The organism is Actinomyces sp. oral taxon 897 (assembly GCF_002999235.1).
Lineage (GTDB): Bacteria > Actinomycetota > Actinomycetes > Actinomycetales > Actinomycetaceae > Actinomyces.
Map to the genome: position 1 here is coordinate 1232427 of NZ_CP027236.1, position 13886 is coordinate 1246312.

Consider the following 13886-nt stretch of genomic DNA (forward strand, 5'->3'; position numbering starts at 1 on the left):
CACTGGCGCCGGCAGTCGCGGACAGGGCCGGTGGCGGGGCGGCCGGAGGGCTACCTGACGACCTCGGCGCCCTCGGCGACCACCTCGCGGACTGCCGGGGCCCCGGCGTGGGCGGCGCCGTCGAGGCTCCACACGTCCCCGGGGAGCTCACCGGGCATGCAGGGGTTGGCGGTGGACACGAACACGATCTCGTCCTGCAGGCCGGCGCGCACGGCCCGGTTCTGGGCCTCCCAGTCGCGCAGTGCCCCCAGGGCCCACTTACCCAGCAGGGTAATGGCCACGATATTAATGATCGCCATGAGGCCCATGGCAATGTCGGAGAGGTTCCACACGAAGTTCAGCGAGGCCATGGAGCCCACGGCCGTGGCTACCAGGATCATAAAGCGCAGCCAGGTGTGGTCCTTGTTGCTGCCGCGCAGGAAGTCCACGTTGATCTCGGCGTAGGTGAAGTTGCCCAGCAGCGAGGAGTAGGCGAAGACGAAGACGATCAGCACCATGAGGGTGGAGGCCCACGGGCCCAGGACGCTGGCCACCGAGTCGGAGGTCAGTGACGAGGCGGCGGCCTTGGCGGCCGCGGCGGCCTCGGGGCTGGACAGGGCCCGCACCGGGTCGTAGACCCCGGAGAGCAGCACAATGAGGGCGGTGGCGGTGCACACGATGATCGTGTCCACGAACACGCCCATGGACTGGATAAAGCCCTGGTTGACCGGGTGGGAGGTGGTGGCGGTGGCGGCGACGTTGGGCACCGACCCCTCACCGGCCTCGTTGGAGAACAGCCCCCGCTTGACGCCGTTGAGCACGGCTGCGTAGAGGCCGCCGCCAATACCGTAGAAGGCGGACTTGAGACCGAAGGCGCCCTGGAAGATCTGCGCCAGGGCCTCGGGGATGCGCTCGACCTGCACGGCCAGCACGGCCAGGGCCAGCAGCGCGTACGCCAGCGCCATGAGCGGGGCCACCCACTCGGCTATGCGCGCCACCCGGCGGATGCCCTTGAAGATAATGGGGGCGGTCAGGACCAGCAGGCCCACGGCGGTGACCCACTTGGGCATCTTGTAGGTGTCGTAGAGGATGGAGGAGATGGCGTTGGCCTGGGTGGCCTCGTAGGCAAAGCCGAAGACGAAGGTGATGACGACGGCGAAGATCCCGGCCCAGGTCCGGGAGCCCAGGCCGCGGGAGATGTAGTAGGCGGGCCCGCCCCGGAAGGAGCCGTCACCGGCGGGGACCTTGTAGAGCTGGGCCAGGGTGGACTCCACGAACCCGGTGGCCATGCCCAGCAGCGCCACGACCCACATCCAGAACACGGCCCCGGGCCCGCCCATGGTGATGGCAATGGCCACGCCGATAATGTTGCCTGTGCCCACGCGCGAGGCAATGCCCACGGCGAAGGCCTGGAAGGACGATATGCCCTCCCGGGACCCGCCGCGCGAGCCCAGGATGGTCACGAGCATGTTACGCAGGTGGCGCACCTGGACGCCGCGGGTGCGTACGGTGAAGTAGACGCCGGCGGCTATGAGCAGCCAGGCCAGCAGCCCGCCGTAGAACCTGTCGCCGACGTCGCCCAGCAGGGCGGTGGCACGGGTGAGCAGGTCGTCGTTGGCAGCGGGCGCAATGAGGGGTGACGTCAGGGATCCGGGGTGCACATGGCCTCCTGGGTGCGATAGGACCAGGTCGCAGGCCCAGGACCGCGCCGGGCACGGACCCGGGGGGCCGAGGGCGCGCGAACCGGTCCGGGGCCGTACGACGCCGGTAGGGACTCCCCCACCGTAGGTGCCCGGATGTTTCGCTCGCGTAAAGGTCCTGTGGGCTGTCGGTCGTGCGAGGCGGCTCAGTCCTGCGTCCCGCGCGCCAGGGGGTCGGCGGTCAGGCGGACGGCGTCGTCGGCCTCCCAGATCCCGGGCACCACGTCCCCGGGCAGGTAGGGGTTGCCGTGCCCCACGAAGACCGGCTCCACGCCGACGGCGCTCTGGGCCTCGAAGTCCTTCAGGGCACCCACGGCCCACGGCGTCAGGCGCACGATGACGACCAGGTTGACAATACCCAGCAGCCCCAGGGCGATGTCGCTCAGGGCCCAGACCACGGGCAGGGAGAGCATGCAGCCGCCGAAGCTCGCCGCCGTCAGGACCACCCCCAGGACCTGCTCACCGCGGCGCTCGCCGCCCAGGAAGTTGACGTTGACCTGGGCGTAGGAGTAGCAGCCCAGGACGGTGGAGAAGACCAGGACGAAGATGAGGACCACCATGGGCCAGGTGGTCCAGCCCCCCAGGTGCTCCGCGACGGCCTGCTGGGTGAGCACCGCGCCCCGGGCCCGCTTGTCACCGGGGTGGTAGGTGCCGGTGGCCAGGAGGATGAGCAGGCCGGTGGCGGTACACACCAGCATGGTGTCGATGAAGACGCCGAAGGACTGGATGAGCCCCTGGCGCACCGGGTGGCGGGTGGTGGCGGTGCCGGCCGCGTTGGGGACGGTGCCCAGGCCCGCCTCGTTGGAGAACAGGCCGCGGCGCAGGCCGTTGAGGACGGCGGCCACCACGCCCCCGGCGGTGCCGTACAGGGCCTGGTCGGCGCCGAAGGCCCCGCGGACGACCTGGCTGAGGACGGTGGGGACCTGGCCGAGGTGGGTCAGCAGGACGAGGAGGGCCACCAGCACGTAGACCACGGCCATGACCGGGGCCATCCACTCCGTGACCCGGGCCACGGACCTCAGCCCGCCCAGGACCACCGGGGCGGTGAGCATGACCAGGAAGACCCCTACCATCCAGGGCCGCACCGAGGACACGGTGGCGCCCACGACCTCGGCCAGGGTGTTGGTCTGGACCATGACCACGGTCACCCCCACGGCCACGATGAACAGGAGCGCGAAGACCCGGCCCCAGGCGCGTGAGCCGAGCCCGTTCTTCATGTAGTAGGCCGGTCCCCCGCGGTAGGTGAAGTCACGGCCGCGCTCCTTGAAGATCTGCGCCAGGGTGGACTCCACGAAGCTGGTGGCCATGCCGATGAGGGCCACGACCCACATCCAGAACAGCGCCCCGGGGCCGCCGGCCACCACCGCCAGGGCGACGCCGGCCACGTTGCCGATGCCCACGCGCGCGGCCAGACCGATGGCGAAGGCCTGGAAGGAGGAGATACCGCCGTCGGCCCCCCGGCGCGAGAGGGTCAGGGAGGTGAGCATGGTGCCCAGGTGGCGGATCTGGACGCCGCGGGTGCGCACGGTCAGGTAGAGGCCCACCGCAATGAGGAGCGCCGCCAGGACGTAGGTGTAGAAGACGTCGTCGACCTGGTTGAGCGCGTCCCCGATCTCCTTGAGCCCGGTGGGGGTCGTTTCTGTGCTCATCTGCTCTCAATCTCCGCTGCTGCCGGTCCGTGCGCCCTCCCGGCGGTGGTCAGGGGCTGGTACATAGTCGCACGGACCGGGGCACCCTGCTCACCTGACCGTATTCTGGGCACCGGCTGGGCCCGGGCGGGGTCGCCACGTCACTGCCGGCCCCGGGCACCGACCGGGCGCACCCTGGTGCCGTCAGGTAGCCGCCTCAGGGGCCTGGCCCGACTCGGGCGCAGCCGGGTGCTCACTGAGCACACCGGTCCAGCCGTGCGGGTGAGTGCCAGCCTGTGCCTCTGGCACGCCACCGGCCCGGGTGGGGAGGAGCTGGCGCGCGGATGGCCCTGGTCGCAACAGGTGGCCTGCCCCGCTCCGGGGGGAGGGCGGCAGGGGCGAATGGACAAAGCCGAGGTGGCCTGTCTCGCCCCGGGAGGAGGCTATACGCGGCGCTTATGCGCGGCCCTGGCAGTGCTGGGCGGACGGTTCTGTCGCAATCTGAGGATCAGAGCCGACCCCACCCCGTTCTCACCTTTGTGCATCCAATGTCCACGCAGGTCAGGGGCCTGGGACTTGGCGCGGCCAAAGGTGGCCCTCGTTCTGATCCTCAGATTGCGACACGCGCACGAAACCGGGTCGGCAGACAGACGGCAGACCGCCCAGAGGGCGGCGTGCGGGGACGTCCTGCGCAGGGCGGGACATTTTGTGCGCAGGGTGACGTCTTGCGCAGAAGGTAACGAATCCAGGTCACCTTCTGCGCAATCGGTTACCCTCTGCGCAAAATGTTCCCCTGGACGCCGCACCGGCCCACTCCACCAGGAGACAGGAGGACCGCCGCATCCCCGGACAGCCGCCGCGACGCGGCCTGCCGCCACCGGACCGGCTGACGGCCCGCCCAAGACCGCCCAGACCCAGCAACGGAAGGCACCGGTCACTGCACCCCGGAGACCCCCAACCAGTTGGGCATCCAGCCCGCACTACACAGGGAGACGTCGTCCTGCGGGCGCAGGATGTGGCCCTTTATCCCGCCCGCGCTACAGAGGCCGGGAACTGCTCTGAGCAGGTACGCAGAGCGCACCCGCCGCGGTAGGCGGTCGGAGGGCCCGGCTCCGGTCGCGAGAACGTGAACCGGTAAGACCACCGGGATGAGCCAGCAAGGGAGCCCGGCCCCGGTCGTGAGAGCATGAGGCCATGGCTCCCTCCGGCTCCTCGGCCCACGTCCCGGCCCTCAACGCGCTCCTGGACTCCCTCATCCCCGCCTCGGACCCCGAGCATGTCCCCGCCCCGGAGGACGTCTACCTGGCCTTTAGCACCTGGGCCGAGGAGACCGGCCGGCCCCTCTACCCCCACCAGGACGAGGCCCTGGGCCACATCCTGGAGGGCCGCCACGTCATTGCCGCCACCCCCACCGGGTCGGGCAAGTCCATGATCGCCCTGGCCGCCCACACCGCCTCCCTGGCCCGCGGGGGGCGCTCCTACTACACGGCCCCCCTCAAGGCCCTGGTGAGCGAGAAGTTCTTTGAGCTGGTACGCCTGTTCGGGGCCAGCAACGTGGGCATGGTCACCGGGGACACCTCCATTAACGCCCTCGCCCCCATTATCTGCTGCACCGCGGAGATCCTGGCCAACCAGTCCCTGCGCGAGGGCGAGGGGCTGGACGTGGACACCGTGGTCATGGACGAGTTCCACTACTACGCCGACCCCCAGCGGGGGTGGGCCTGGCAGGTGCCCTACCTCGAGCTCCCCCAGGCCCAGATGGTGCTGATGTCGGCCACCCTGGGGGACGTCAGCTGGTTCGTCAAGGACCTTCAGGCGCGCACCGGCCGCGAGGTCGCCGTCGTGGACGACGCCGTGCGCCCGGTGCCCCTGGAGATGGAGTACTCGGTGGAGGCCATTGGCGACCTCCTGACCCGCCTGGTGGCCCAGGACAAGGCCCCCGTCTACGTGGTCCACTTCTCCCAGAAGGAGGCGGTGGAGCGGGCCACCTCCCTGCTCAGCGTGGACCTGGGGCTGGCCTCACGCAAGCGGGCGATCGTGGCGGCCCTGGGGGGCTTCCGCTTCGGCGCCGGGTTCGGGGCCACGCTCTCGCGGCTGCTGCGCGCAGGCATCGGGGTGCACCACGCCGGCATGCTGCCGCGCTACCGGCGCCTGGTGGAGAGGCTGGCACGCGAGGGCCTGCTGGCGGTCATCTGCGGCACGGACACCCTGGGGGTGGGCATTAACGTGCCCATCCGCACCGTGGTCCTCACCTCCCTGGTCAAGTTCGACGGCGCCCGGGAGCGCCACCTGACGGCCCGGGAGTTCCACCAGATCGCCGGGCGGGCCGGGCGCGCGGGCTTCGACACCCGCGGCTACGTCGTCGTCCAGGCCCCCGAGCACGTCATTGAGAACGCCAAGGCCCTGGCCAGGGCGGGTGACGACGAGCGCAAGCGCCGCAGGATCGTGCGCAAGAAGGCCCCCGAGGGGCGGGTGAACTGGACCGACAAGACCTATCTGCGCCTGCGTGACGCCACCCCCGAGACCCTGACCAGCCAGTTCCAGGTCACCACCACTATGGTCCTCAACCTCATGGAGCGGCCCGGCAACCCGGTGGAGGCCATGGCGGCCCTCCTGGCCCGTGTCCCGTCCACCCAGGTGCAGCGCCGCCACCACGTGCGTCGTGCCCTGGACATCTACCGCTCGCTGCGCACCGCCGGGGTCCTGGAGCACGTGAGCAGCGCGGTGGCCGCCGCAGACGGGCGCCCCCGCCTGCGCCTGGCCGTGGACCTGCCCGGGGACTTCGCCCTCAACCAGCCCCTGGCCCCCTTCGCCCTGGCCGCCATGGACCTGCTGGGCGTGGACTCCCCCGAGCACACCCTGGACGTGGTCAGCGTGGTCGAGGCCACGCTGGACGATCCGCGCCCGCTGCTGTACGCCCAGCAGCGGGCCGCCCGTGGCGAGGCGGTGGCCGCCATGAAGGCCCAGGGCATGGACTACGACGAGCGCATGGAGGCCCTGGAGGAGGTCACCTGGCCCCGGCCGCTGGCTGAGCTGCTGGCCCCGGCCCTGGAGACGTACCGGCAGGCCAACCCCTGGGTGGCGGAGTTCGAGCTGGCACCCAAGTCCGTGGTGCGCGAGATGGTGGAGAACGCCATGACCTTCTCCGACCTGGTCTCCCGCTACGAGCTGGGACGCAGCGAGGGCGTGGTGCTGCGCTACCTCACCGACGCCTACCGGGCGCTGCGCCAGGTGGTGCCCGAGGAGCACCGCACGCCGGAGGTGGTCGAGCTCATTGACTGGCTGGGGGCACTGGTGCGCGCTGTGGACTCCTCCCTGCTGGACGAGTGGGAGGCCCTTGGTGCCGCCCAGGACGGGCGGGCCGAGGAGGGCGCCGCGCTGCTGGGCGGGGACCGGCCGGGGGGAGGAGACCGGCCCGGGGCTGACGACTCAACGGGGGCGGAGCGGGCCTTCGGGGCCGACGCCACCGGCCACGTGGCCTTCACCCGCAACCGGCACGCCTTCCGGGTGGCCGTGCGCAGGGCCATGTTCCGCCACGTCGAGCTCATGGACCTCGACGACGTGGCGGGCCTGGCGCGCCTGGACGCCAGCTCGGGCTGGGACCAGGGGCGCTGGGACGAGGTCCTGGGACGCTACTGGGAGGAGTACGACTGGATCGGCACCGACCAGGCGGCCCGGAGCGCGGCGCTGGCGCCCCTGGAGGAGGACCCGGACGAGACGGCCCTGGCCGCCGCCGGGGTCAGTGAGCGGCTGCGTGAGGCCCTGGAGGCCTCCGGGCGCCCGGTGTGGCTGGCCACGCAGATTATCGAGGACCCCGAGGGCGACCACGACTGGCGCCTGACCTTCCTGGTGGACCTGGTCGCCTCGGACAAGGAGGACGAGGCGGTCCTGCGGCTGCTGGGCGTGGGCCCGCAGAGCTGAGGGGCCCGTTATGGAGATCCCGACCACCTGGAGCACCGTCTACACCTCGCCCTGGGGCGACATCACCCTGGCCGCCCGGGACCAGGGGCCTCAGGGCGTCCTCGTCGGCGCCTGGTTCAAGGGGCAGGCCCACGCCCTGTCCACCCTACGGGGCCCGCTCGTCCCCGCACCGGACCACCCGGTCCTGCGCGACGCCGTCACCTGGCTGGAACGCTACGTGGCCGGTGAGCGCCCCCGCCCCACGCAGCTGCCGCTGCTGGCAGAGGGGACCGCCTTCCGCCAGCTGGTGTGGAGCCTGCTTGAGACGATCCCCTACGGCACCACCCTGACCTACCGGGAGCTGGCCCGGCAGGCGGCCGCCCGGCTGGGGCGGCCGACCATGTCCGCCCAGGCCGTGGGCGGGGCGGTGGGTCACAACCCCCTGTCGGTCATTGTCCCCTGCCACCGGGTGGTCGCCTCCGACGGGTCCCTGACCGGCTACGCCGGCGGGGTATGGCGTAAGGCCGCGCTCCTGGCCCACGAGGGCGTCATCCTCCCCTAACGCCCTCGCCCCCGTCCTGCACCTACTGCGTCAGTCCTCCTACCCGCGTCGTGGGTGGTGTCGGGCCCTGAGCCACTCCGTCAGGACCCGCGCCCCTACTCGCGCGTCGTGGGTGGTGTACACCTGGGGTATGAGCACCCACACCGAGCCGGACCCCGCCACGAGGCGCCTTGCCGAGGTCGTGCGCGGGGCGCGCACCCTGGTGGTGACCGGGGCGGGCGTCTCCACCGACGCCGGGATCCCCGACTACCGGGGCGTGGGCACCACCCCCGTGGCCCCGGTGGACTACGAGCAGTTCGTGACCGACCCCGTCTGGTACCGCTGGGTCTGGGCTCGCAACCACGCCACGTGGCGGCTCCTGGAGCCCCTGACCCCCACCCCCGCGCACCGCGCCCTGGCCCGCCTGGAGGACGTCGGCCTGGTCACCGGCGTGTCCACCCAGAACGTGGACCGCCTCCACTCCCGCGCCGGGCAGCGCACCGTCTACGAGCTCCACGGCGCCTACGACCGTGTCGTGTGCCTGTCCTGCGGCGCCCTGACCCCGCGCGCCGCCCTGGACAGGCGTCTGAGCCAGCTCAACCCTGACTACCCCCGTGAGACCGACCCCGCCCAGGTCGCCATCACCCCTCAGGCCGACCGGGCCGCCGCCGAGGGGTGCGGCTTCCGGGCCGTCAACTGCGAGACCTGCGGCGGCCTGCTCAAGCCCGACATTGTCTTCTTCGGCGAGGGGCTCCCCGAGGCCCTGGGGCAGTCCCTTGAGGCTGCCCGGCACTGTGACGTCGTCCTCGTGGTGGGCACCAGCCTGGTGGTGTCCACCGGCATGTGGGTGGTGCGCCAGGCCGTAGGGTGCGGCGCGGCGCTGGCAGTCATCAACCGCGGTCCCACCATGGTCGACGACGTCGCCGACCTGCGCATAGAGGGCGGCGCCTCTCAGGTGCTGGGTGGCCTCGCCCGGGACCTGGCGCACTGACGCAGAGCCCCCGTGCCGTGCGGACGCCCGCGGCCTGCCACGCGGTGGCCCCAGGACGGGGGGCGAGGCAGGAGGGGGGAAGAGCGGGTCGCGGGCACGGGGGAACGGGTTGCCGTGCCCGCGGACACCGCGGACTGGCGGCCACTGGGCCGCCGGCATCCACACGTCCCGCGTGCGTTCCACGCACGCCCCCGTGGCGGGGGTTCTCGTTGGGACCGTGTGGAGTGGTGGAGATGGGGGGAATCGAACCCCCGTCCGACGGTGGTGCAACAGGACTTCTCCGGGTGCAGTCCGCTAGCGATTTTCTCAGCCCCGGCGTCTCACGCGGACAAGGACGCCGACGGGCTCAGCCGACTAGGAGTCCCACGTCACCCGTCGACAGGGCGACGTGGCAGTGGCTCCCTGGATGACGCCAGGAACCGGGGCGGAAGCGCTCCCCGGGCTGACGGACTTCGAGGCTCGCTCAGGCGGCGAGGGCGAAGTCGGTGCGAGTGTTATCGGCACCTATTGGTTCGCACAGAGCGTTGACGAGATGACTGTGCATCCTCGACCCGCTTCTCCTGAACCCACGACCGTCGTCGAAACCGATCATCCCCTGTGGAGTTGTCAGCCAGCCGAAACCAGCCACTACAGATTATAAGAAAACGCCTACCGTCCGTCAAGTGAGATAGGTCTCATCCTCGACGCCGGTTGGCCCAGGCCATGGCACGGGCGGCCTCCCGCCTGTCCTGGGCCTCGCGCAGGGACTGGCGCTTGTCCCAGTCCTGCTTGCCACGGGCCAGGGCGATCTCGATCTTGGCCCGGCCCCCCAGGAAGTACAGCTCCAGGGGCACCACCGTGTAGCCCTTGGCGCTCACCCGCTGCGCCAGCCGCTCCAGCTGGGCGCGGTGGAGCAGGAGCTTGCGCTTGCGCCGGGGGGAGTGGTTGTTCCACGTGCCCTGGAGGTACTCGGGGATGTGCGCGCCCTGGAGCCAGGCCTCACCGTGACGGTCGATCTCGATCCACGCCTCGGTCAGGGAGGCCCGGCCCATGCGCAGCGCCTTGACCTCGGTGCCGGTCAGGACCAGTCCCGCCTCGTAGCGGTCCTCGATAAAGTAGTCGTGGGTCGCCTTGCGGTTGCGCGCGACCGTCTTGTGGGCGTCGGAGGCGGCCTTCGCGCGCTCCCCCGCCGTCGGCTTCCTGGGCCTGCTGGGCCTGCTGGGCACGAGCGTCTCCTTCCACTGGCTGCGTCGGCGCGTGGCGGGCCTGGCGGCACCGCAATGACCTAGGGTACGCGAGACGTCAAGAGCGGACCGCACGCCCCCGGCGCACCCGCCCCCGCGCCCCGGGCACCCGGCGCGTCGGCTCAGAAGCCCGGCAGGGTCATGGGGTCGATGTAGACCCCGTCCCGAGCCACCTGGAAGTGGACGTGGGGGCCGGTGGCGTAGCCGGTGGAGCCGGTCAGGCCGACGACGTCGCCCCGGTTGACGTACTGCCCGTCGGCAATGGTGCGCGAGGACAGGTGGCACAGGGTGATGACGTAGGAGTGCCCGTCAATGTAGCCGCCGTTAATGTCAATGCCGATGCCGCAGGAGGCGGAGTTCCAGTAGGTCGCCGTCCCGGAGACCGCGGCGTACTGGGGGGTGCCCTCACTGGCCGCGAAGTCCACGCCCTGGTGCCCTGTGGCCACGCCGGTCACCGGGTGGATCCGGTACCCGAAGGGCGAGGTGACGCTCAGGGGCCCCGGGATGGGGTGGCCGATGTAGCCCTCGCCCAGGGAGTCGGACTGGATGGAGGAGGCTGGCACGGAGGACACGCTGCCCTCGCTCAGGGCGACCTGGTTGGCGGCGTCGATCTCGGCCACCCGCGACGCCGCCGCGGCCGCGTCCGCACTGGCCTGGGCCTGCTGCTCCTCCAGCCCCGCCTTCTGGGTCTCCAGGACGGAGGCGGCGTTGGCCTTCTGGGTCGCCAGGGTGGCGACGGCGTCACGCCTCTGCTGTGCCGTGTCCTTGGCGGTCTGGGCGGCCGCGGCGGCGTCGTCCGCGTCCTTCTTGAGGTCGCTCACCCGCTGCGTGGCGGCCTTCTGCCTGGCCTGGCGGTTCTCGGCCTTGACCCGCTCGGTCTCGGCCGCGGCCAGGACGGACTCCTGGACCGCGGAGCCGATCTCGACGCCCGAGGCGCGCTGGGTGAGGTCCTCCACGGAGTCCGAGGAGAGCACGTAGGTCCAGGAGGTCAGGGAGTTCTCCCCCTGGTAGGTGGAGACCACGAGCTGGCCGATCGAGCTGGTGCTCTGCTGGGTGGCGGCCTGGGAGCCGGTGGCCTCCTGCTCCAGGGTGGTCAGTGTGGACTGTGCCACGGCCAGCTGGTTGGTAATGGTCTGCTGCTCGCGCTCCTTGGCGGCCAGGTCGGCCTCGGCCGTGGCCAGGTCGGTCTGGGCCGTGCTCAGGGCGGTCTTGGCGTTCTGGAGGTCGAGGTAGGCCTGCCCGAGCTCGGCGCTGACCCCCTCCAGGGAGGAGGTCAGCTCGGCCCTGCGCTGCTCGGCCTCCGCCTGCTCCGCGGCGGCGTCGGAGCGGTCGTCGGCCTGCGCCCCGCCCCCGACGCCGAGGACCATGACGGTGAGCGCCACCATGGCCGCCGCCACGCCCCGGCGTCGGAGGCGCCGGGTCCGTCGGGCAAGGGCGTCCGCAGTGAAACGGGTAGTCGGTAGCATGGAGAATCAGACCCTCGTGTACTTGGACAAGGAGAAGGCCGAGGACGCGGCAGCCAGGAGGATCGCGGCGAGCACCAGGAAGGGTGCCAGGCGCAGGACGTCACCGGTACCGATAAAGGCCGTCGTGAACTTGATGGACTTGGCCAGCCAGCCCTCCACAATAGTGTTCACCCCGGCCCACAGCGCGCCCACGGCCAGGAGCGCGCCCACGAGCGCCGCCAGGGCGCCCTCCAGCATAAAGGGAAGCTGGATAAACAGATTCGACGCCCCTACCAGCCTCATAATGCCGGTCTCCTTGGACCGGCTCATGGCGGACAGGCGGATCGTGGTGGAGATCAGCAGGACCGCGGCCACCGCCATGACCGCCGCCAGGCCGCCGGTGATCCAGGAGGCCCGGTTCATGACCAGGAACAGGGGCTCGAGGGTGTCGCCCTGGTCCACGACCCGCTCCACCCCGTCGCGCCCCGCGAACTGCTCGGCCACCACCTGGTACTTCTCAGGGTCGTGGAGCTTGATACGGAAGGAGACCGGCATCATCGCCTCAGTGGCGTTGCGGCCGATCGCCGACTTGCCATAGGCCTTCATAAAGTTCGCGTAGGCCTGGGCCTTGGACTCGATCTCGTAGTGCTTCACGTAGGGCTTGAGGGTGTCCGAGTTGACCAGCTTCTCCACCGCGTCAATCTGCTCCTGGGTGGCCTCCCCGTTGACGCAGTTGGCGGACGAGGATGAGGGCGGGCACATGAAGACGCTCACCTCCACCTTGTCGTACCAGGCCCCCTTCATGGTGGAGATCTGGTCCTGGAGCAGGGCGGAGGAGCCCACGAAGAGCAGGGACACGAACGAGACCAGGATGACCGAGATGGTCATCGCGATATTACGGCTCAGGCCCTTGAACGTCTCCGACAGGATAAAGCGCAGTCGCATTGTGGTTCTCCTTCAGCGGTCCGAGCCGTAGAAGCCGTGGGACTGGTCGCGGACCACCTGACCGGCCTTGAGCTCAATGACGCGCTTACGCATTTGGTTGACGATCTCGTCGTCGTGGGTCGCCATGACCACGGTGGTGCCCTGGCGGTTGATACGGTCCAGGAGGCCGATAATGCCTACCGACGTGGTGGGGTCGAGGTTCCCGGTGGGCTCGTCGGCGAGCAGGAGCTTGGGACGGTTGACCATGGCGCGGGCAATGGCCACGCGCTGCTGCTCGCCGCCGCTGAGCTCGTGGGGCAGGCGCTTCTCCTTGCCCGCCAGGCCCACCAGCTTGAGCACCTCGGGGACGGCGGAGAGGACGTAGTGACGGGGCTTGCCGATCACCTGGGAGGCAATGGCCACGTTCTCCAGCACCGTCTTGTTCTCCAGCAGGCGGAAGTCCTGGAACACGAAGCCTATCTGCCGCCGCAGCTGGGGGACCTTCCAGGTGGAGATCTGGGACAGGTCGCGCCCCAGGACGTGGACGGAGCCGGAGGTGGGGCGCTCCTCACGCAGGACCAGGCGCAGGAAGGTCGACTTCCCGCTGCCCGAAGCCCCCACCAGGAAGACGAACTCCTCGCGCTCGACCCTGATCTCGACGTCGTCGAGCGCCGGCCGGGCCCCCCGCTTGTAGACCTTGGACACGTGGTCGAATCGGATCATCGCATGCTTCCCTCGCTGCCGCGGACACACGCACACACGTGTCCCCCTACCGCCGTCACCGTACGCAGCCAACCTGAGTGTTTCCCGGCAGACACGCCCGGGGCCGGTGTGTACCACACCCCGATACCCTCAGAGCGTGACCACAGACGCCCCCGCCCCCCACGTCCCCGAGCCCACCGGTCCGGCCCCGGCCGCCCCGAGCGGGGTGACCGCCCCGGGCGGGAAAGCCAGCCCGGGCGGGGTGACCAGGGAAGCTGGCCCGGGCGGGGAAACCGCCCCGGGTGAGGGCGCCCAGGACCTCGACGCCCTGGTGGACCGCGGCTCCTGGGCACGCTTCACCCCCGGCCTGGAGCGCCTGGTGGGGCAGGTCCTGCGCGGCGGCCAGGACGACGCCGCCCGCCCGACGCTGCTGCTGACGGCGCCCGCGCCCGCGGTCAGCGCCTCGGAGCTGGCCGTCCCCGGCCTGGTGGGGCGCCTCATGGGCAGGCGGGCGCTGCTGCCCTCCCCCGAGGCGCCTGGCGTGGTGCTCACCGGCCGACGGGAGGGCACCGAGGTGAGCGTCCCGGTCCTGGACTCCCAGGGCCGTGCGCTCCTGGGCGACGCCGCCCGCAGTGAGCTGTCCCTCCTGGGGTGGGCCGGGGGTGAGGTCATGAGCCGGCTCATTGCCGACGACGCGACGACCGCACAGGCCGTGACGCGCCTGCTCATTGAGACCCTGCGCGTCCCCCACCCCGCTGACCTGGACTGGCTGCTGAGCCGGCCCGGCCCGCACGCCACGGCACCGTGAGACGGGCCCCAGGCCCGGGTGCCCTCAGGCCCGGGGGTCTTAGGG

The 13886-nt window shown here is 71.0% G+C and carries 10 protein-coding genes and 1 other RNA gene; 4 read left to right on the forward strand and 7 right to left on the reverse strand.

The features are described from left to right. Positions 1–50: 50 nt before the first annotated feature. Both C3V41_RS04965 and C3V41_RS04970 read right to left on the reverse strand, forming a co-directional pair. Positions 51–1640, reverse strand: a complete 1590-nt coding sequence (locus C3V41_RS04965; protein ID WP_441299718.1) for an alanine/glycine:cation symporter family protein — start codon at positions 1638–1640, stop codon at positions 51–53. A 185-nt stretch (positions 1641–1825) separates the two neighbouring features. Continuing rightward, the gene (locus tag C3V41_RS04970; protein WP_106109345.1) at positions 1826–3328 is read right to left on the reverse strand and encodes an alanine/glycine:cation symporter family protein; all 1503 of its coding nucleotides are present in this window, start codon (positions 3326–3328) and stop codon (positions 1826–1828) included. Between the two features lie 1173 nt (positions 3329–4501). On the opposite strand from C3V41_RS04970, the gene C3V41_RS04975 reads away from it, so the two are divergent. From C3V41_RS04975 to C3V41_RS04985, 3 genes are all read left to right on the forward strand, one after another. Beyond that, entirely contained in the window at positions 4502–7228 is a 2727-nt protein-coding gene (locus C3V41_RS04975; protein ID WP_106109346.1) for a DEAD/DEAH box helicase, read from the forward strand. Between the two features lie 10 nt (positions 7229–7238). Next, positions 7239–7769: a methylated-DNA--[protein]-cysteine S-methyltransferase gene (locus C3V41_RS04980; protein WP_106109347.1), complete on the forward strand. Its 531-nt coding sequence runs from the start codon at positions 7239–7241 to the stop codon at positions 7767–7769. 130 nt (positions 7770–7899) lie between these two features. Further along, complete coding sequence (locus C3V41_RS04985; protein ID WP_106110678.1) at positions 7900–8739, forward strand: Sir2 family NAD-dependent protein deacetylase; 840 nt, start codon at positions 7900–7902, stop codon at positions 8737–8739. 225 nt (positions 8740–8964) lie between these two features. On the opposite strand, the gene ssrA is transcribed toward C3V41_RS04985, so the two are convergent. The 5 genes from ssrA to ftsE all read right to left on the reverse strand — a co-directional run bounded on the left by ssrA (position 8965) and on the right by ftsE (position 13054). Further along, positions 8965–9335: a transfer-messenger RNA gene (gene ssrA / locus C3V41_RS04990) on the reverse strand. 78 nt (positions 9336–9413) lie between these two features. Beyond that, positions 9414–9944 carry an SsrA-binding protein SmpB gene (gene smpB / locus C3V41_RS04995; RefSeq protein WP_106109348.1) on the reverse strand — a complete coding sequence of 177 codons (531 nt, stop codon included), beginning with the start codon at positions 9942–9944 and terminating at the stop codon, positions 9414–9416. A gap of 140 nt (positions 9945–10084) precedes the next feature. Continuing rightward, positions 10085–11428, reverse strand: a complete 1344-nt coding sequence (locus C3V41_RS05000; protein ID WP_106109349.1) for a M23 family metallopeptidase — start codon at positions 11426–11428, stop codon at positions 10085–10087. A gap of 6 nt (positions 11429–11434) precedes the next feature. After that, the gene (gene ftsX, locus C3V41_RS05005) at positions 11435–12352 is read right to left on the reverse strand and encodes a permease-like cell division protein FtsX (protein ID WP_106109350.1); all 918 of its coding nucleotides are present in this window, start codon (positions 12350–12352) and stop codon (positions 11435–11437) included. Between the two features lie 12 nt (positions 12353–12364). Further along, complete coding sequence (gene ftsE / locus C3V41_RS05010) at positions 12365–13054, reverse strand: cell division ATP-binding protein FtsE (protein ID WP_106109351.1); 690 nt, start codon at positions 13052–13054, stop codon at positions 12365–12367. Positions 13055–13190: 136 nt separating this feature from the next. Between ftsE and C3V41_RS05015 the strand changes: the two genes are divergently transcribed. After that, the gene (locus C3V41_RS05015) at positions 13191–13841 is read left to right on the forward strand and encodes a hypothetical protein (RefSeq protein WP_254423688.1); all 651 of its coding nucleotides are present in this window, start codon (positions 13191–13193) and stop codon (positions 13839–13841) included. Positions 13842–13886 lie beyond the last annotated feature (45 nt).

Excerpts from the sequence above, each read along its gene's own strand:
- C3V41_RS04970 (WP_106109345.1), bottom strand. The coding sequence starts at position 3,328 with ATGAGCACAGAAACGACCCCCACCGGGCTCAAGGAGATCGGGGACGCG.
- C3V41_RS04975 (WP_106109346.1), top strand. The coding sequence starts at position 4,502 with ATGGCTCCCTCCGGCTCCTCGGCCCACGTCCCGGCCCTCAACGCGCTC.
- C3V41_RS04980 (WP_106109347.1), top strand. The coding sequence starts at position 7,239 with ATGGAGATCCCGACCACCTGGAGCACCGTCTACACCTCGCCCTGGGGC.
- C3V41_RS04985 (WP_106110678.1), top strand. The coding sequence starts at position 7,900 with ATGAGCACCCACACCGAGCCGGACCCCGCCACGAGGCGCCTTGCCGAG.
- C3V41_RS05000 (WP_106109349.1), bottom strand. The coding sequence starts at position 11,428 with ATGCTACCGACTACCCGTTTCACTGCGGACGCCCTTGCCCGACGGACC.
- ftsX (WP_106109350.1), bottom strand. The coding sequence starts at position 12,352 with ATGCGACTGCGCTTTATCCTGTCGGAGACGTTCAAGGGCCTGAGCCGT.
- ftsE (WP_106109351.1), bottom strand. The coding sequence starts at position 13,054 with ATGATCCGATTCGACCACGTGTCCAAGGTCTACAAGCGGGGGGCCCGG.